Source organism: Bacteroides sp. D22, assembly GCF_000163675.1.
Lineage (GTDB): Bacteria > Bacteroidota > Bacteroidia > Bacteroidales > Bacteroidaceae > Bacteroides > Bacteroides xylanisolvens.
This window is the reverse complement of the sequence record NZ_GG774812.1, coordinates 16,019-34,140: the sequence shown is the minus strand read 5'-3', so window position 1 is coordinate 34,140 and position 18,122 is coordinate 16,019. Positions and strand designations below refer to the sequence as shown.

Genomic DNA, 18,122 nt, shown 5'->3' with positions numbered 1-18,122 from the left:
ATATGATTAATCTCGACTCGTCTCTCACTGATTCGCATAAGTTTTCAATTATTTTCTGCAAAGGTACCGCTCACCGGCAAGACGAGCAATACCTAAAAATAATGAAATTTGCTATTCAGACTATAACGAATAAGTAATGATTAAAACAACAGAATAGTTATTCATGTTTCAGCCACGTACTTGGCAATACTTCTTTTTCACTTTTTTCATTCACCAGTTCCATCTGCAATACGCCTCCGTTACAATCGAAGTAACGCACCTCTATCGGATGAAGCCCGGCTTTCAATGCCTTCTGCACAATAATCTCCACCGGCGAATGTGCTCCATCATTATCTCCCAACAATTCACCGTCGAGCATCAATGTGCTACCGTCGTCCGAAAGAAGGGCAAATGTATAGATACCATCGGCAGGAACTTCCAGATAGCCGGTCAACACCAGACCGATATTTCCTTTCACCTCTTCGGGGATAGATACCGATTCCACCACATACTCCCCTTTGACAGGAGCTGCTTCAATATCCGCACAAAGATTACCACGAAAATCGTGCCATACTGCTTTCAAGCCGGACTGCAAAGCAGCCGGAGCAGTCACCGCCTCCGCATAAGGAGCCTTTACATACTTGGTACGCACCACATCCGATGGAGAACCATCCGGACGGAAAGTACGGAAAGCAAAATCGGTAGTCTCCTCCACTTCCAAAGCACCGTCATAAAGAGCTGATTCCTTGGTAGGCATACTTCCATCTGTCGTATAGCGTATTTCAGTGCCGGGCAACGGGCAAGTCAAGTCAACTGCTGTTTCATCAATAAATGCATTCACTTTATAGAATCCCTGCAAATCGGGCACACGATAATTTACCCTCATCACATCCATCCGTTTAAACTGCGGAACAAGCTGACGATAAAACTCTTCGAGACTTGGTTTAGCAGCCGGCTCTGCCCAAGCTATTTCGCTCAATGCAATCATGCGGGGAACAATCAGATATTCAATGCGTTTCATAGTCGGAATCCATTCAGCCCAGAGATTAGCCTGTACACCCCAGATGTATTTCTTCTCTTCCGGTGATAACCGTTCATCCGCACACGGATCATACGCCAGTATTTTCTTTACTGAATTCTGATCCTGCGCATAATCAAAATAGAAATGTTCATTCGGACAAGCAATCACTTTCTGCTTTTGTGCGGTCGCCGTAGGCAACGCGTCTTTCGCCCAACTTCTCCACCATGTAATAGCAGCATCGGAAGATAATCCGTCGGTTACCACTTCATCCCAACCAATAAGTTTCTTTCCGTTGGCAAGGAAGAATTTCTCCATGTCACGTACAAACCATGCCTGAAGCTCTTCTACTGAACCCAGTTTTTCCGTACGAATACGTTTCTGACAGAGAGGACATTTCTTCCAGTTGGCTTTCTCCACTTCATCACCACCCATGTGCACATATTCATAAGGGAAAAGCTCGAAAATTTCTTTGAACACATTCCTACAAAACTCCAGCGTTGTATCTTTACCCGGACAGATAGGAGAAGAGAATGTTTCCCCCCACCCGATTAATCCGTCGCACGCCAATTCCGGATATTGACCGATAGCCGCCAGGAAATGTCCCGGCATATCAATCTCGGGAATGACATCAATTCCTCTTTGTGCAGCATAGGCTACAATTTCTTTGATATCATCGTGAGTATAATAGCCTCCATACAGCGTATCTCCTTCCACAATGCGTATCTTATCTTCCGGAATCAGGAAATCGGTATTATCTTCCTCTTTCGCACGTGCCATACAGGTACGATCCTGCGTATTGAATTTACGCCAGGCCCCTTTTTCCGTAAGCAACGGGTACTTCTCGATCTCTATACGCCAACCTTGGTCGTCGGACAGGTGCCAGTGGAATTTATTGAGTTTATACAAAGACATCAGATCCAGTACATGCTTCACCTCATCTTTATTCCAGAAATGACGGGAAGCATCCAGCATAAATCCACGCCATTCAAAACGGGGGGCATCTTCTATTTGCACGGCAGGAATCGAATAAGTTTGTTTTTCTCCCTGTACTTCTATCGTTGCAGGAAGCAACTGGCGAATAGTAGTAATCGCAGAAATAAAGCCCGAATAGTCAGTTGCCTCTACCCGAACAGACTCCGGTGTAGACTCAAGTTTATAAGAGCCGGGCTTTCCACCGGTATCTTTCAACTGGAAATACATATCTACCTGATTCTGATCGGTAGTGACTTCAACAGAAGACGATATGACATTCCGAAGAATCTCCTGCAGATACCCGACAGCCGGAAACAAGGACTGATCGGAAACCCCAATCTTCATTCCATCTTTTAAAACAAACGAGCCAGACTGCTCGGTCAGACTAACGGGGGTAGGTAGGATTGCAATCTCTTGCTTGACGGTGGGCGTACAAGAAGAAAAAACACAAGCTGATACAATGAGTAAAGAACTACTTAGTTTTTTGAACATGCGGTTAACTATTTAATAAATGATTTGTCCTGTCTTTAATTGACCATCTATATATAATACAACTAAAACATAGAAACTACTAAAAGCCCGGAAAAAGTTTTTTTTGCGACTTGACGTCACAGACTCCTATAAATGTTTATCTTTGCTAGCCAATCTCAATCAAACAATTAATTATAAAGAGTCACTTCAATGTCAAGAGAGAACATCTTAATCAAAACCTCATGGATTAGCACCATTGGCAATGCAATCCTGTCCGCATCAAAAATCTTCATCGGTTTATGGGCCGGTAGTTTGGCGGTAGTAGGCGACGGTATCGACTCGGCAACCGACGTCGTTATCTCTATCGTTATGATTTTTACGGCACGCCTCATCAACCGTCCTCCTTCAAAGAAATATGTATTCGGTTATGAGAAAGCGGAAGGCATCGCGACAAAGATTCTGTCACTGGTGATATTTTATGCCGGTATGCAAATGCTGATATCTTCCATTCAAAGCATCTTTTCAGATGAAGTGAAAGAGATACCATCGGCTATCGCTATCTATGTGACTATATTCTCTATTGTCGGCAAACTGATGCTGGCTTCGTACCAGTACAAACAGGGAAAGAAAATAGACAGTTCCATGCTGACGGCGAATGCGATAAATATGCGTAATGATGTTGTCATCTCGGCCGGAGTTTTATTAGGGTTGATTTTTACTTTTATATTCAAATTGCCGATACTCGATTCGATAACGGGATTGATAATCAGCCTCTTTATCATCAAGTCGTCCATTGGTATTTTTCTCGACTCGAATGTGGAGCTTATGGATGGCGTGAAGGATGTCAATGTGTATAATAAGATATTCGAAGCTGTCGAGAAAGTGCCGGGAGCAAGTAATCCGCACCGGGTCAGGTCGAGAATGATAGGAAACCGGTATATAATTACGCTCGATATAGAGGTGAATCCGCAGATAACGATTACACAAGCGCATGAGATTGCCGGGGCGGTGGAGAAAAGTATTGAAAGCTCGATAGATAATGTCTATGATATTCTGGTGCATGTGGAACCTGCCGGGGAGTGCCAGACGGATGAGAAATTCGGGGTAGACAAGGATATGGTGTGACACGTGAAAATCTTCGGCAACAAAGAAAGCTATTCCGCTTCTTTTTCTTAACTTTGCATTCATCGTTCACATTTTAATAAAAATTTGATATGGAAGAAGGAACATTCAGGCGCTATCCTATCGGGATACAGGATTTTGAAGATTTGCGCAATAATGATTACATATATGTTGATAAGACTGCACTGATTTATCAACTCGTCAATACAAATAAGATTTATTTCCTGAGTCGTCCCCGTCGTTTCGGGAAAAGTCTGCTTGTCTCTACGCTCGAAGCCTATTTTCTGGGAAAGAAAGAACTTTTCAACGGACTGGACATGGAGCAGTTAGAGAAAGACTGGACAGTGTATCCGGTGCTACATATCGACTTTAGCGGCAGTAAATATATGGAAGCAGAGTCACTTCGCGCATCTATCAATGTTCAGCTGTTACTTTGGGAAAACGTCTACGGACGTCAGGAAGGCGAAGACACATTTAGTTTACGTCTGGAAGGTATCATCCGCCGCGCTTATGAGCAAACCGGGCAGCAGGTTGTCGTATTAGTGGACGAATATGACGCCCCGATGCTGGACAGTAACAATAACCATGAGTTGCAGCATGAGATTCGTGGTATCATGCGCGACTTCTTCAGCCCCTTAAAAAAGTCAGGTAAATATCTTCGCTTCCTCTTCCTGACGGGCATCAGCAAATTCAGCCAGATGAGCATATTCAGCGAACTTAACAATCTTCAGAACGTCAGCATGAGCGATAATTACAGCACTATCTGCGGTATCACCGAACAGGAACTGCTGACACAGATGAAAATTGATGTCGAACAGATGGCACAAGCCAACGATGAAACGTATGAAGAGGCGTGTGCCCACTTGAAGAAGCAATATGACGGATATCATTTCAGTAAATCCTGTGTGGATGTGTACAATCCTTTCAGCCTGATTAATGCTTTTGCCCAAAAGAGTTATGAGAACTACTGGTTTTCTACCGGTACCCCTACCTTTCTGATAGAACTCCTGCAACAAATGAACTTTGATATCCGTCTGCTCGACCGTATGGACGCCAAGCCGGAAGACTTCGACAAGGCTACGGATTGTCTCACCGACCCAATTCCGGTGCTCTACCAAAGCGGTTATCTCACAATCAAGTCGTACGATGCTTTCTTTCGTACCTATACATTAGGCTACCCGAACGAGGAAGTAAGAATCGGCTTTATCGAGTCGCTCATCCCTTCTTATCTTTACCAACCTACGCGCGAAAGCAACTTTTATGTAGTGTCCTTTGTGCGTGATTTAATGAAAGGAAACCTTGAATCTTGCCTTGAACGCACCCGGTCTTTCTTCGCCTCTATTCCGAACGACCTAAACAACAAAGAGGAAAAACATTATCAAACTATATTCTATCTTCTGTTCCGCTTGATGGGACAATATGTGGATACCGAAGTCAAAAGCGCTGTCGGACGGGCGGACGTGGTTATCAAAATGCAGGATGCTATTTATATACTTGAATTTAAAATGAACGGCACCGCAGAAGAGGCTTTAGCGCAGATTAACAGCAAAGGGTATGCGATTCCTTATGAGGCAGACCACCGGAAAGTGGTGAAGGTCGGCATCAACTTCGACAGTACCACGAGAACGATTGGAGACTGGAAAATCGAAACGGATTAACAGCGTACGCCACTTGCTTGAAGTAGACAAGGATATGATGTGACACATGAAAAAGGCAGCAGTTGCTCTCGTCTGTGAGTAACTGCTGCCTTTTTGCGTGTTCTGTGCTGTCGTAGCCGGGAAATTAGGGTGTATTGCCACAGCTTGCTGTGGTGCGTTTCCCTAACTTGTTGTGGCATGCTCCCCTTGCCTGCTGTGGCATGCTTCCCTAGCCTGCTGCGGCACGTCTCCCCAGCCTACTGCGGCACACATCCCTTTCCGCCGTTCCGGTTTTACGTATTCAATAGGCTGTTGCTTTGATACGCAGCTTGATGGCATTTTCGGCTGTATCCAGTACCAGTTCGCAGTTTTCAGAGGTTACAGAACTACCGGTGACGTCCATTTCCAATGAGGTGATTTTCTCAAGATCGAGTTGGGTTAAGGTGTATCCGTCTCCTTTCACCACCGTGAATCCACCTTCGGGAAAATGGGATGGCCGCATCTTCCATTGAGCCACAAACGTCAGTTTGTCCTTGTCAAGGGTGATTTTCTCTACCGGTGTAGAGTTGTCTTTGTCGTCGCCGCCGCAGGCGGTTACCAACGTTGCTGCCACAAGGCAGAGGAAAAAGATTCTTAGTTGTTTCATGCGTCTTTCTGTTTTCTTTAAAAGGGTAAATTATGAAAGGCTGCCGCTTTTTTGTTTGCCATGAGGGCGGATGCGCTGTCTGCAGCCGGACTGTCCGTCCTCATTCGTGACCTGCTTCTTTATGCAGCCGGGTCGGGGGCTTCACCTCCTCCGGGGATTTCAGGGTCGGGCGCTTCGCCACCGCCACCGCCACCACCCGCGTTTTCGTCACCCAGCAGAATCGGGAAACGGTAAGAGCGTGGCGTTTTCAATGCCTTGTTGCTTCCGCTATATTGTGTCGTGATGCTTAGCGCATAGAGCTTTCCGGCTTCTATGGCAGGTAGCATGATGGTGAGTTGTGACGGTGCGTTGTGAACGATGACGGACACTTTCAACGGGACGGCTCCCTCTTCGTCTTTGGTGAGATAGATGCCGACCGAAGGGTCGTCACCGAGGATTTTAATGTTGCTTCCGCTGATAACGGCAGGACCGCCGGAAGTGATGACCTGGCTGATACTCTTCGTCACGGAGTCGGTGATGGAGTTGATGACCGGCCCCGTCTGTGCCAGCCCGTTGCAGATTACTTTTACGGCTTTGAGCTGGTCGCGCAGCAGTTGTCCCGGTGTGTAGGACACACCGAGCGAGTGCTTCGTGGCGTCAAACTGGGCGTTCTCCCCGAGGAACGAACCGCGTACGGTGACGATGTACTGTCCCACACCGTCTACCACGCTCTTCCCTTCGGCGATGGCTTCCACCTTCTTCTGGTCGGCAAGGTCGAGGATGTTCTCGATGGTTTCCTGCCGGTACTCGGTACGCTCCTTGATGATGCGTGCTGCGATTTCTTTGTTGTGCAGACTGCCTGTGATGCGTGCGCGTCCGGTGTAGTCGCCTTTTTGCTCGGTCATGATGTTGTCGTAAAGGTCAACATTGAGCGTGATTTTTTCGTTTGTTGCCATGATAATGATTGTTTTAAGGAAAGTGAATATCTATTTATTAGTTACGTTCTGTGCTGCTTGTCATTTCGCACGTATCTTGATAGCATTACCGTCCAGATAAAGTTCGAGATAACTGTCATATGTCATGCCCCCAGTAGTATTAGTCATCAGATGGAACTTCATAAGATCACTGTCAGTCAAGGTGTAGCTGTCGGTTCCCTTAACAACGGTTTCGGCTCCTGGCCGGACAGTGGAACGACTCAACAAGTAATCATATAGATCTAATTTAAAATCAGAATCCGCCGGAAGTTCGTTTTCAACCGTAACGGTGGGGATGGTCACTTGATTGCCATTAATCGCAGCTTGCAGACAGAGGCTCCGTTCACTCCCATACGTTCCCTCCTCCCTTGCTTTTATTTTTCCGCCTTTCAGTTGCAGTATTCCTGTAGGGGCAACAAGCACTTCCTGCCCCTTTATGCTTTTGGAGATTTCAGCATCGCCTTCCATAATGAGCGTGGCATTATCACCGACAGAGATACCAATTAGCTGGTCATTATCATTCCCATTGCCGGAATATAGTTCGAAGCCGTTACCCAGCGTTAGTTTGCAAGACGCCCTAACAAATATGCAGGCGACTTCAGCTAAATGGGCATCAGCATTTCCATAAATGTTGAGGTTGGTCAGCTTCAATGACGCGCCGTTTGTAAGCTCAAAAAGGCTTTTGTCGCTAGCGGTACGGGAAATACTATAATTATCGCCGCTGATAGGATTATTTCCGTCGTCAATAGCAATGTGTTTGCCGTCTATTGAAAAGGCAAAATGCTCTGCATCCGCAGCAACCTCAAAACTTCCACCGAGGATGATTTGTGTTGGTGCATCCGCAGTGCCGTCTGCCGTTTCAATAGCGGTTTTCAGTTCGGCTGCGGTAGTGACAAGCGTCTTGTTGCTGACCGTCACAAGGCAGGTGGCGGACTTTTCGCGTGCGGTGGCGGTGATGGTAGCTGTTCCTTCAGCTACGGCGGTCACCAGTCCGTCTTTACTTACGGTGGCTACGGAAGTTTTGTCACTGCTCCATACTACGGATTCGGCAGTCACCCGGTCGGGGACAATGGTGGGAACCAGCGTTTCGGTCGCTCCCGATTTCAGGGTCAGAGTCTCATGATTGAGGGTGATGCTCTCTACGGGCACGGAGTTGTCGTCATTGTTGTCGTCGCCACAGGCGGTTGCCAACGTTGCTGCCATAAGGCAGAGGAAAAAGATTCTTAGTTGTTTCATACGTCTTTTGTCTTTCTAAAAGGGTGAATAAATCGTGTTCTCTTTTCGGACAAAAATAATATGCAACAACGAAAAGGTATAGCCAAAATCCTGCATTGTATAGCCAAAATCCTGCAAATCTTGCAGGATTGCCGGAAATTCCATTGTTCGGAGAAACTTCTACCTATGCATTGATGGAAACAACAGCATTTGATGATAAAAGAGTATCGCCTTCTCCTTTAAAGTACAGACTTTTGTTGGCGGAACTCAGTAGGAGTCATTTTTACCAATTCGCGGAAATTGCGGTTGAAGGTGCGCATTGCCTTGAAGCCCGACGCTCCGGCAATGTCTTCGATTGTGTGGTTCGCGTAGTCCGGAAGCAGGAGCAAGTCCATGGCATGACGGATGCGCAGGCGGAGAAGATAATTTTGCAAGGTCAGTCCTGTGGCACGCCCCACAGCGGCGGAGAGATTACGCTCGTTTGTGCCAAGAGCTTTAATCAGGTCGTCACGCTTGAAGTTGTAGTCGAGGTACGGTTGTTCTTTCTGCAGATAGGCTTCGAGCTCTTCAAACAAGTGGTTGCTATCGCCGGATTGCAGGTAACAGATGAGGTCGCCCATATCGGCTTCGAGCGGTGGTTGGGACAGTTTTCCATCCTGTTCGACGATAAAACGGCGTAGCATCTCGTAAGTGTAATGATAGTTAGTGTACAGCCATGCAAAAGCAGGATAGAAAACCACGATAAGGAAACTGAAACTAAACTCGGGTATCGGTCCCGGACAGACAAGTAAAACCCATGCGCCAATGCCGATACTCAACGCATAAAGGAAAGCGCGCATCGTCCACCGGAGTTCCAGTTTTGAGATACACTCTCCGGTCAATTCTTTTAAATGCGTGATGTAGCGGTGTTTTTTAGGGCAAAAGAGGCGGACGTAAACGAACAGTTGTACGGTATAGGTGACACCGAACAAGGTCCGCACTGCCAACGGGAGATTGTGAACGACACACGCACGCCATTCTGCTAAAGAATATACACAGACGTCCGCTTCAATGCAGCAACTCACCACATACAGCAGAATGAAAACGAGCGAAGGCGCCGCATGCTTCATCACATTGGCAAAAGTGACGTATCTGCTGTCGAACAGCAATATCAACATAAACGTGAACATCAACGCCTGCGAAGAAGCAAGCACCAACACCAATATTGAGAATAAGTCCAACGACCGGTATACGCCGAACCCGTCAACCAGCAACTCCGCCAAATGACCGGCAGCGATAATGAGAGAAGCAGCGATGAAGAAATGGCATGCACGCCTGTATTTGGGATTAATGGCGTGCGCCATCTGCTTGAAGCAGACAAGACCGAAAGATATAGACAGACATATTCCGATAATAATGCCGTTTGTTAGTGTGTGTAAAGCCGGTATATCCATTGCTTAGCATTTATTTTCCCGACAAAGTTAATGAATCTTGACGAGAAACCGACTAGTTACACCCTGTAAAACTCGACAAGTCTGCAAAATCGTATAGAAACAACCTAATAGCTAATCTTCACTCCGGCAAAGAAACTTCTCGGCAGAGAAGGCCCGTAAATATAGCCGGAATCCCGATTAGCTCCTCTATCAAAGTCCTTCTGATAAGACTCAAAGAGGTTCTGAACTCCGCCGTTTAGTTGCAAATCGACTGTTTTGTATAGCTTGAAGTCATAAGCCAGTTTCACTCCCAAATCGAAGAAACGGGGTGTACGGATGGCTTCCGCCTTTCGTTCGGGCATTGCGCCCAGTTCGGCGTTCTCGGCGGTGATATCCATGCGTTGCACTAACATTCTCCCGGTATAAGTTCCTGACAGGGCAATGGATAAAGGTTTGATGGGAGTATAAGTAGCTGTGAAGTAACCATATGTATCGGGAGTACGGAAAATTTTCTTTTCTGCCGGTGCGTCGTCATGCCATTTATGAGGTTCATCGTATCGGCTGCGTTGCAAAGTGAGTCCCGCTTGTATTTGCAGGATGGAAAGATAAGCCACTTTGCCCTCCAGCGTTAGCCCCATCACTTTCGCGCCGGGACCGTTACTGCGTGGTTTTACCAATATCCCATCGCCACGGTCATAAGGTTCGCCCAACACGAAGACATCTGTCAGTCTTGTATAAAAGCCCTCGATCAAGAAATTCGTCTGGAATACTCCGAAACGGTGATACATATCTGCGGACGCACTGAAACTTTGGGATTTCTCTTCTTTCAAGTTCTTCGCACGCTCAATCATTGCCACTGTTCCGCCCACATTTTCAATATGCATATCTTCATCAAAAGCCTGCGGAGCACGGAATCCGGATGAATAGCTCAAACGCAGGTTTATATTCTGTGTCGGGTTGAAACGCAAGTTGGCACGGGGGCTAAAGATGACATTATCTACCATGTTATGCTTATCCAGACGACCACCGATCAGAATGCCCCAACGGTCGTTCTTCCACTCGTTCTGCAGAAAAGCACTGTAAATATTTACCGTCTGATCCGTGTGGCGGTCATATCCCCACATATTATCTTTCAGACGATCACGGTTATATTCAAGTCCTGCCGTGAGGTCAGAAGGCATAAAAAAACACTTATCAAACGTATGTACATACTGCGCGCCGCCCATAGCGGTTAAATCCGTTGTTTTTCCATAGGCTTTCAGAGGATCGTTACCCGGTCCGTAATAACTGTCCCGATCTGTATTGGCGGCTGACGCAAAGATACTTAGACGGTTCTTTTCATCTGGCGAGAAATAATCGAACTTCAAACTTCCACCATCAATCGAATGTTGCAACTGCTCTGCAATATGGGCTTCGTGAGGAGGACGGTCCAACATATCCCCTCCCCGACGGAATTCCTGCATGTGGTGATATTCGAAGGTTAGTTTGGAGTAAGTGCTTGTTTTCAGATAAGAGCGGAAGCCCACTGTCTGATTCTTCAATTTAGGTAGTTCGGTGAATCCGTCTCCGTCATAATCATATCCGGACCGGTGACGGTTCTGACCAAAGATATACAGTCCGGCACGATGATCGTCCGTCACTAATGAAGCATTCAGGGAGGTATTGTTATCGAATGAGGAGCCGCCCCCTAAAGCAGTAAGGGTGTGCGACAGCTGGCCGGAATTGCGCAAAGGCTCTTTGGTGATTATATTGATGGTTCCTGCAATGGCCGAAGAGCCGAACAAGGCGGAACCTCCCCCACGCATCACTTCTACGCGTTCAATCATGCTGGCGGGAATCTGTTCCAGGCCATACACTCCGGAAAGGGCACTGAATACGGGACGGGAATCTATCAAAATCTGCGTATACGGTCCGTCCAGTCCATTGATGCGGACTTGCTGGAAACCACAATTCTGGCAGTTTGTCTCTACACGTACACCGGGCTGAAAGTTCAGCCCTTGCGATAAAGTGGAAGAGTTAGTCGTTTCAAATAGCTTCAGATCGACGACATTTACCAAAGTAGGAGCCAAACGGCGCGTCGTTTCACTGCGGTTGGCGGAAACCACTACCCCATCCAAAGCAATCGCGTCCTCTTCTATTTCAAAATCCTCTTCCAGTGTCTTTCCTTTTTTCAGAGTCACGTTGCGGGTCACGGTCTTGTAGCCGACCGAGCTAACCTCCAGTATAAAGTTACCTTCCGGCAAATTCTTCAAAAAATAATGTCCGGTAGCGTCGGTCACGGTTCCTATCGTTGTTCCTTTCAGTGCAATGGTGATGTAAGGAAGGTGCTCTTTCGTTTTCTTATCCAGTACATGGCCTATGATGTTCGCATCGGATTTTTTCAGTTCAGGGTAGTCCGGATGTTCAGCCAATGCGTATGACAGGACACAATACAGGCCGGCCAGGACTAAAAGATATTTCTTCATTGTCGTTAGTCTTTTAATGTTTAAAATCAAAAATAATAATAAGGGAAAGGGAAGCAGCGATCATTAATCGTTGTTCCTAACTGATGAATACTGTTCCCGAAAAGATAGACTAAGCGACAGGAGGTGCTCTAAGAGATATGACGCCCGGACAAGAACGGTGATATGGCTCAACTTGCGGGCGGATAAACAGGATACATAATAGAGATAAAGCAGCGACCGCGAATGTAGGTATTAATCCGCTGTCTGTCACCAATACATGATTCAACAGGTGAATGAGTTGGAATTCAACCGTCGTATGGCTATGTTCACTGCCTTTTTTAAATGGATGCGAATGGACAATCGTTACCCCGTTTACTACATGGGAGTGAGTAAATAAAGTGATTCCTGCCATGTACGAGATAAACAGTACAGGCAAAAACCACTTCATTATATGTAGGTACAATTGTTTCATCCGGTAATCTTGCACATCTATTCTGTGCAGTAAAGTCAGGGTTTAGTTTGTTTTTTTGCAAAGATAAGGATTGTCTCCATGCAAAACAATCCCTATTTATAACGATTTTAAATCTTAACCGAATCTTAATAACTGATCTTCACCCCGGCAAAGAAGCTTCTCGGAAGTGACGGACCATAGATATAGCCGGAGTCACGGTCAGCTCCTTTATCGAAGTCGTCCTGATAGGCATTGAAAATATTCTGTATGCCGGCATTCAACTGGAGGTTCATCGACTTGTAAAGTTTGAAGTCATAAGCAGCTTTCAAACCGATATCGAAAAAGTCTTTGGTATTCACCGTTATCGGATTTTCAAGGAATCCCGGAACCGGCTCGTGGGGAACCAGCATCGAACCGGTATAGGTACCGGAAAGAGCGATAGATAACGGTTTTATCGGGGTGTAGGTTGCTGTAAAATAGCCGTAAGTATTTGGCGTACGCATCATTTTCTTCACCGCCGGAGCTTCTTTGTTCCAGATGTGCGGTTTGCTGTAATGGCTCTGTTGCAGAGTGACTCCCGCCTGAACTTGGATTTTATTCAGGTAAGCCATCTTTCCTTCCAGTGTCAATCCCAGAACTTGCGCTCCTGATGCATTGTGACGGGTACGTGTCAGAATTCCATCCACTACCTCTCCGTCGGTAAGGGCAAAAACATCCGACAACTTTGTATAGAATCCTTCTACCAGGAAGTTAACCTGAAACGCACCAAAACGATGATAAATATCTGCCGAAGCACTCAAGCTCTGTGATCTTTCTTCTTTCAGATTATCCGCCAGTTCAACCATCGCTACATTACCGCCTACATTTTCCACATGCAAATCTTCGTCGAAAGCCTGCGGAGCACGGAAGCCGGATGAGTAACTAAAACGAAGATTGATGTTTTCTGTCGGATTATAACGCAAGTTGGCACGCGGACTGAATATCACATGGTCAATCAGATTATGCTTATCCAAACGGCCGCCAATCAGGAATCCCCAATGATCATTTTTCCATTCGTTCTGAAGGAAAGCACTACCGATATTCACTTTCTGGTCTACCGTGCGGTTGTATCCCCACATGTTATCTTCCAGTTTGTCCTGATTGAACTCTATTCCGGCAGTCAGGTCGGAAGGCATGAAGATGCATTTGCCGAAGCTGTAGACATACTGTGAGCCTGCCATCCAGTTCAAGTCAGTGGTGTTTCCGTAAGCATCCAAAGGGTCTCTGTCACCTGGACCATAATAGCTGTCGCGATTGATATGCTGTGCAGATGCAAACACATTGAAACGATGGTTCTCGTTAGGGGAGAAATAATCGAACTTCAGTCCTCCGCCATTGATTGAGTGTTCGGTCTGCTCCGCCACATTCGCTTCATGAGGCGGGCGGTTCAATAAGTCTCCTCCCCTGCGGAATTCTTCCATGTGGTGATATTCAAAAGTAAGTTTCGAATAAGTCGTTGTTTTCAGGAACGAACGGAAACCAATTGTCTGACCGTGCAATTTGGGTATTTCGGAATATCCGTCGCCGTCATGGTCATACGCAGAACGGTGGCGGTTCTGACCGAAGATATACAGACCTGCACGCTGGTCGTCCGTCACGAGAGACGCATTCAATGCCGTACTGTTGTCGAAAACGTCGCCATCGCCAATTCCCGTAATCGTATGAGATAACATACCAGAGTTGCGCATCGGTTCTTTGGTGATGATATTGATTGTACCGGCAATGGCAGATGAGCCGAACAGTGCCGAGCCGCCTCCACGCATCACTTCCACACGTTCTATCATGCTGGCAGGAATCTGTTCGATACCATACACACCGGAAAGCGCACTAAAAATGGGACGGGAATCGAGCAGGATTTGCGTATAAGGGCCATCCAGTCCATTGATACGCACTTGCTGGAAACCGCAATTCTGACAATTGGACTCTACACGAACACCCGGCTGAAAGCTCAAGCCTTGCGCCAAAGTCGTAGAATTGGTATTCTCAAAGATTTTCAAATCTACTACATTCACCAGTGTCGGAGCCAGACGGCGGGTGGTTTCATTACGATTGGCAGATACGACTACGCCATCCAAAGCAACCGCATCTTCTTCTATCTCGAAATCTTCTTCCAATGTACGCCCTTTCTTCAGCGTCACATTCCGTCTGACGGTTTTATATCCCACCGAACTGACCTCCAGCACAAAATTACCTTCGGGAAGATTCTTCAAAAAATAATGCCCGGTAGCATCGGTCACAGTTCCGATGGTCGTACCTTTCAAGGCGACTGTAATATAGGGTAAATGCTCTTTTGTATTTTTATCAAGAATATGGCCAACGATATTGGCATCTGACTTACGTAATTCGGGATGATTAGGATATTCATGAGCTTGTCCTTCGAGGGCAGGCAACAATGTGCAGCACAAGCAGACAAGCGAAAAGATGTAATTCTTCATTTTTCGTTTGTTATTCGTTTTCGATAAGTATTTACATGGATAGACAGATAATGCCCGTACCTCATGCAAGGTACGGTATCATCATTTAAAGAATAGAGAAACGAATAACCGGGGGTGCCCTAAGTCCCACTACCCCATGATACGGACAGTGATAGTGAGTGTGTTGCGAACGTCCGGGCAACAAGCATAATAAGAAAGGAATAAAAAGGGAAAGAGCAAAAACAACAGCCGCACCGTCTGCCGTTAAGTGAGACAGACAATGAATCAGCTGTAGTTCGACTGTAGAATGTTCATGTGCCGCCCCTTTCTTAAACGGGTGTGAATGGACGATTGTCACGCCATTGACCACATGCACGTGGGCAAAGAATGTAAAGCTTACCAGATACGATACAAACAGTATCGGCAAGAAGTAGCGTGTAATATTCAATAACAATCGTTTCACCTCATTTTTTTCTTTGAGGCGGCAAAGATACGAACTATTTATTTAACAATCAATTATTATATGAAATTCTGTTAATATACAGCCGAGGCTATTACTTGAATAAACAGAATTAAGAATACCATGGCAATCGGATAAACAGTTGCGTAAGCTACGCTCGGAATATTGCTATCCACCATCGAGTCGGCAGCAGCGAGTCCCGGAGTACTTGTCATCCCTCCTGTAATAGTTCCCAGCAAATCGAGCAGACTGATTTTAAATACGAAATGTCCGACAATGGCTGCAACAAGCATTGGCACCAATGTGATGGCGGCTCCTACTCCGAACATCAATAATCCGCTTTCCTGGAAGGTAGCTACCAGATTCTTACCGGCAGAAGTTCCCACTTCGGCAAGGAAAAGAAGCAGACCTAACTGGCGCAACAACTGATTGGCAGGTCCGGACATAGACCAGATAATGGGTCCTGTCTTACCTATCGCACTCAACACAAGAGCTACCATCAAAACTCCCCCGGTCAGTCCCGGTGAGAATGACAGGCTATCAGAGAAAGAGATATTTATTTTGCCGAATAACACGCCCAATACAATACCCATTGCAATGGGGAAAAAGTCCGTATCAGATAGTTTCTTCGCATTATTTCCCAACAGGCGGGCTACTCCTTTAAGTCCCTCTTTCTCACCGACTACCATCAGTTTATCACCAAACTTCAAGGCTAGATCGGGAGACGGAGATAAATCAATACCGCTTCGACGAACACGAGTCACTGTACAACCAAAGTTTTTCTGTAAGTTCAAATCACCCAGTTGTTTGTTTATCATGTCTTTTTTAGTCAACAACAAAGACTCTATTTCCTGTGTTTTATCCAAAGGCAGTTCACCTTCTTCTCTATTGCCTACCAACACAGCCAGTTGATCCAGTGACTCTTCGCTGCCTACGGCTTGTATGTAGTCTCCTTCATGCAACACCGTATGGGCGGTAGGAATGGATATTTCATCATTGTGTTTCAGACGTGAAATGACAGCACCTGTCATACCACGCGCATTAATTTGCACCAAGCTGCGATCGAACACATTCGCATTAGTGACGCGATAAATACAAGTAGTCAATTCCGGGAATTGTCCGCGACGTTCTATCTCCAGGCGACGGGCTTCTTTATCTAAATCCACCCGCATGATTTTAGGCAACAGCTTGACAAACAGAATCACGCCGATCACTCCAAACGGATATGCGATACCGTAAGCAATGGATGCCAGAGGAGAATTGGTACTGTCGATGGCAACAGCCAAACCCGGCGTACTAGTCAGCGCTCCGGCAATCAGACCGACAACACTCGGTGTATCGATATCAAATGCATATTTCAGTCCGACTGCAGTAAGACAGGCGGAACAAATAATAAGCATAGTGATGAGAATAAGCGTCTTTCCTTTGCTACGGAAAGAATCGAAGAATCCGGGCCCTGCCTGAATACCGATGGTAAAAATGAAGAGCACCAAGCCGAAGTTTCCTAATTCTTTAGGAATGATAACACCAAAATGCCCGAAAAGAAGGGCAATGAAAATAACTGCCGACACATCGAGAGATAACCCCTTAATTTTAATTCTTCCCAGCATAAATCCCAATGCGACAATCAGGAAAAGGGAAAAATAAGAGGAATGCAATAAGTCAGTAAACATAAAAAATAAAGGTTAGTTAGTTTAAGGGCGCGAAGGTACGGATTTTATTTAATCCTCACAACATTCCTTGCAGCAAGTAGTCCTTTCGTCTTCAAACTCCAAAGTGGCATGATGAATACCTGCCTCTTCAAGTGCTTCCTTTATATGCTGTTTCACTTCTTCCAACTGTGTGATATTGTCAATAACAATATGGGCAGTCAAAGCGGTTTCCGTTGTGCTTAACGCCCAGATATGCAGGTGATGGCAATTCTCCACGCCGGGTTGTTCCATGATAAGTTGCTGTATCTTTTGAGCGTCTATCCCCACCGGTACTCCATCCAACGACAACCGGAGGCTATCGTGAAGCAATCCCCAAGTAGAGACAATAATGATAACAGCAATGCCAAGTCCGATAATCGGGTCAATAATGCTCCATCCTGTATAGGTGATGATAATGCCGGAAACAACTACACCGACAGACACCAATGCATCTGCTGCCATGTGCAGATAAGCTCCTTTCACATTCAGGTCCTTATCTTTATCTTTCATAAAGAGCCAGGCAGTCAGTGCGTTGATGACCACTCCCACCCCGGCTGTCCATGCGATGGCAGAACCATCTACGGAAACCGGGTGGAACAATTTATCTACACTCTCGGCAATAATAATGCCCACGGCAACCAATAATATAACTGCATTTAATAAAGAGACAAGAATCGTACTCTTCTTATATCCATACGTGTAACGGCTATTGGGATGAACTTTCTGCAACCGGAAAGCCAACATAGCAAGCACCAGACTGGCTACATCACCCAAGTTATGCCCGGCATCGGAAAGCAATCCCAGAGAATTATAATAAAACCCTACTCCGAATTCTACGATAACAAAAGCAATATTCAGAGTGATGCCTATGATAAAAGCCTTATTGAGCGATGTCAACTGATGATTATGTTCGTGATGATGAGATTCCATATTATATATTGTTATTACATCTACTACCTAAAAAACATCTTATTGGGAGATTGGTTCATCCCCATTCCACTTTCGGCAATAGTAACGGCTCCCCTCCAGAAAAAACAAGCCACCGAAATGAATGAATCATCCCGATGGCTTATCCCCTTTAAACACCTTTAAACAAAATGAAAATATGCCTCATATACTAACTAAACTAACTAACCCTCGAGGCATATTTTAAAGAGGCTGTCGCATCAACCTCTTTTTATTATAGACAGCTTTC

At 45.8% G+C, this 18,122-nt stretch carries 13 protein-coding genes; 2 read left to right on the top strand and 11 right to left on the bottom strand.

Going from position 1 to position 18,122, the window contains the following annotated elements; all coding sequences use genetic code 11:
- Window positions 1-157: 157 nt before the first annotated feature.
- A complete protein-coding gene (locus HMPREF0106_RS08425) occupies window positions 158-2,464 on the bottom strand; it encodes a family 20 glycosylhydrolase (RefSeq protein ID WP_009040475.1) in 2,307 nt (768 codons plus the stop codon).
- A 189-nt stretch (window positions 2,465-2,653) separates the two neighbouring features.
- On the opposite strand from HMPREF0106_RS08425, the gene HMPREF0106_RS08430 reads away from it, so the two are divergent.
- Complete coding sequence (locus HMPREF0106_RS08430) at window positions 2,654-3,568, top strand: cation diffusion facilitator family transporter (RefSeq protein ID WP_004312538.1); 915 nt, start codon at window positions 2,654-2,656, stop codon at window positions 3,566-3,568.
- An 89-nt stretch (window positions 3,569-3,657) separates the two neighbouring features.
- Window positions 3,658-5,223, top strand: coding sequence for an ATP-binding protein (locus HMPREF0106_RS08435; RefSeq protein WP_008640655.1), 1,566 nt, complete (start codon window positions 3,658-3,660; stop codon window positions 5,221-5,223).
- A gap of 280 nt (window positions 5,224-5,503) precedes the next feature.
- On the opposite strand, the gene HMPREF0106_RS08440 is transcribed toward HMPREF0106_RS08435, so the two are convergent.
- The 10 genes from HMPREF0106_RS08440 to HMPREF0106_RS08485 all read right to left on the bottom strand — a co-directional run bounded on the left by HMPREF0106_RS08440 (window position 5,504) and on the right by HMPREF0106_RS08485 (window position 17,857).
- Window positions 5,504-5,848 carry a hypothetical protein gene (locus HMPREF0106_RS08440; RefSeq protein ID WP_004312540.1) on the bottom strand — a complete coding sequence of 115 codons (345 nt, stop codon included), beginning with the start codon at window positions 5,846-5,848 and terminating at the stop codon, window positions 5,504-5,506.
- Between the two features lie 119 nt (window positions 5,849-5,967).
- Window positions 5,968-6,783: a DNA-binding domain-containing protein gene (locus HMPREF0106_RS08445; RefSeq protein WP_004312541.1), complete on the bottom strand. Its 816-nt coding sequence runs from the start codon at window positions 6,781-6,783 to the stop codon at window positions 5,968-5,970.
- A 60-nt stretch (window positions 6,784-6,843) separates the two neighbouring features.
- Complete coding sequence (locus HMPREF0106_RS08450; RefSeq protein ID WP_008640656.1) at window positions 6,844-8,037, bottom strand: Ig-like domain-containing protein; 1,194 nt, start codon at window positions 8,035-8,037, stop codon at window positions 6,844-6,846.
- A 218-nt stretch (window positions 8,038-8,255) separates the two neighbouring features.
- Complete coding sequence (locus HMPREF0106_RS08455) at window positions 8,256-9,449, bottom strand: AraC family transcriptional regulator (protein WP_009040474.1); 1,194 nt, start codon at window positions 9,447-9,449, stop codon at window positions 8,256-8,258.
- A 104-nt stretch (window positions 9,450-9,553) separates the two neighbouring features.
- Window positions 9,554-11,893, bottom strand: a complete 2,340-nt coding sequence (locus HMPREF0106_RS08460; RefSeq protein WP_008022917.1) for a TonB-dependent receptor — start codon at window positions 11,891-11,893, stop codon at window positions 9,554-9,556.
- A gap of 109 nt (window positions 11,894-12,002) precedes the next feature.
- On the bottom strand, window positions 12,003-12,344 hold the full coding sequence (locus HMPREF0106_RS08465; RefSeq protein ID WP_008770610.1) for a hypothetical protein: 342 nt from the start codon (window positions 12,342-12,344) through the stop codon (window positions 12,003-12,005).
- A 125-nt stretch (window positions 12,345-12,469) separates the two neighbouring features.
- Complete coding sequence (locus HMPREF0106_RS08470; protein ID WP_009040473.1) at window positions 12,470-14,797, bottom strand: TonB-dependent receptor; 2,328 nt, start codon at window positions 14,795-14,797, stop codon at window positions 12,470-12,472.
- Between the two features lie 85 nt (window positions 14,798-14,882).
- The gene (locus HMPREF0106_RS08475) at window positions 14,883-15,239 is read right to left on the bottom strand and encodes a hypothetical protein (RefSeq protein WP_032851504.1); all 357 of its coding nucleotides are present in this window, start codon (window positions 15,237-15,239) and stop codon (window positions 14,883-14,885) included.
- A 71-nt stretch (window positions 15,240-15,310) separates the two neighbouring features.
- Window positions 15,311-16,909, bottom strand: a complete 1,599-nt coding sequence (locus HMPREF0106_RS08480) for an aspartate:alanine exchanger family transporter (RefSeq protein ID WP_009040471.1) — start codon at window positions 16,907-16,909, stop codon at window positions 15,311-15,313.
- 48 nt (window positions 16,910-16,957) lie between these two features.
- Window positions 16,958-17,857 carry a cation diffusion facilitator family transporter gene (locus HMPREF0106_RS08485; protein ID WP_009040470.1) on the bottom strand — a complete coding sequence of 300 codons (900 nt, stop codon included), beginning with the start codon at window positions 17,855-17,857 and terminating at the stop codon, window positions 16,958-16,960.
- Between the last annotated feature and the right edge of the window lie 265 nt (window positions 17,858-18,122).

What these genes read in the sequence shown, in the direction of transcription:
- HMPREF0106_RS08445 (WP_004312541.1), bottom strand. Translation starts at nt 6,783, where the DNA reads ATGGCAACAAACGAAAAAATCACGCTCAATGTTGACCTTTACGACAAC.
- HMPREF0106_RS08450 (WP_008640656.1), bottom strand. Translation starts at nt 8,037, where the DNA reads ATGAAACAACTAAGAATCTTTTTCCTCTGCCTTATGGCAGCAACGTTG.
- HMPREF0106_RS08455 (WP_009040474.1), bottom strand. Translation starts at nt 9,449, where the DNA reads ATGGATATACCGGCTTTACACACACTAACAAACGGCATTATTATCGGA.
- HMPREF0106_RS08435 (WP_008640655.1), top strand. Translation starts at nt 3,658, where the DNA reads ATGGAAGAAGGAACATTCAGGCGCTATCCTATCGGGATACAGGATTTT.
- HMPREF0106_RS08485 (WP_009040470.1), bottom strand. Translation starts at nt 17,857, where the DNA reads ATGGAATCTCATCATCACGAACATAATCATCAGTTGACATCGCTCAAT.
- HMPREF0106_RS08480 (WP_009040471.1), bottom strand. Translation starts at nt 16,909, where the DNA reads ATGTTTACTGACTTATTGCATTCCTCTTATTTTTCCCTTTTCCTGATT.
- HMPREF0106_RS08470 (WP_009040473.1), bottom strand. Translation starts at nt 14,797, where the DNA reads ATGAAGAATTACATCTTTTCGCTTGTCTGCTTGTGCTGCACATTGTTG.
- HMPREF0106_RS08440 (WP_004312540.1), bottom strand. Translation starts at nt 5,848, where the DNA reads ATGAAACAACTAAGAATCTTTTTCCTCTGCCTTGTGGCAGCAACGTTG.
- HMPREF0106_RS08460 (WP_008022917.1), bottom strand. Translation starts at nt 11,893, where the DNA reads ATGAAGAAATATCTTTTAGTCCTGGCCGGCCTGTATTGTGTCCTGTCA.
- HMPREF0106_RS08425 (WP_009040475.1), bottom strand. Translation starts at nt 2,464, where the DNA reads ATGTTCAAAAAACTAAGTAGTTCTTTACTCATTGTATCAGCTTGTGTT.
- HMPREF0106_RS08465 (WP_008770610.1), bottom strand. Translation starts at nt 12,344, where the DNA reads ATGAAACAATTGTACCTACATATAATGAAGTGGTTTTTGCCTGTACTG.
- HMPREF0106_RS08430 (WP_004312538.1), top strand. Translation starts at nt 2,654, where the DNA reads ATGTCAAGAGAGAACATCTTAATCAAAACCTCATGGATTAGCACCATT.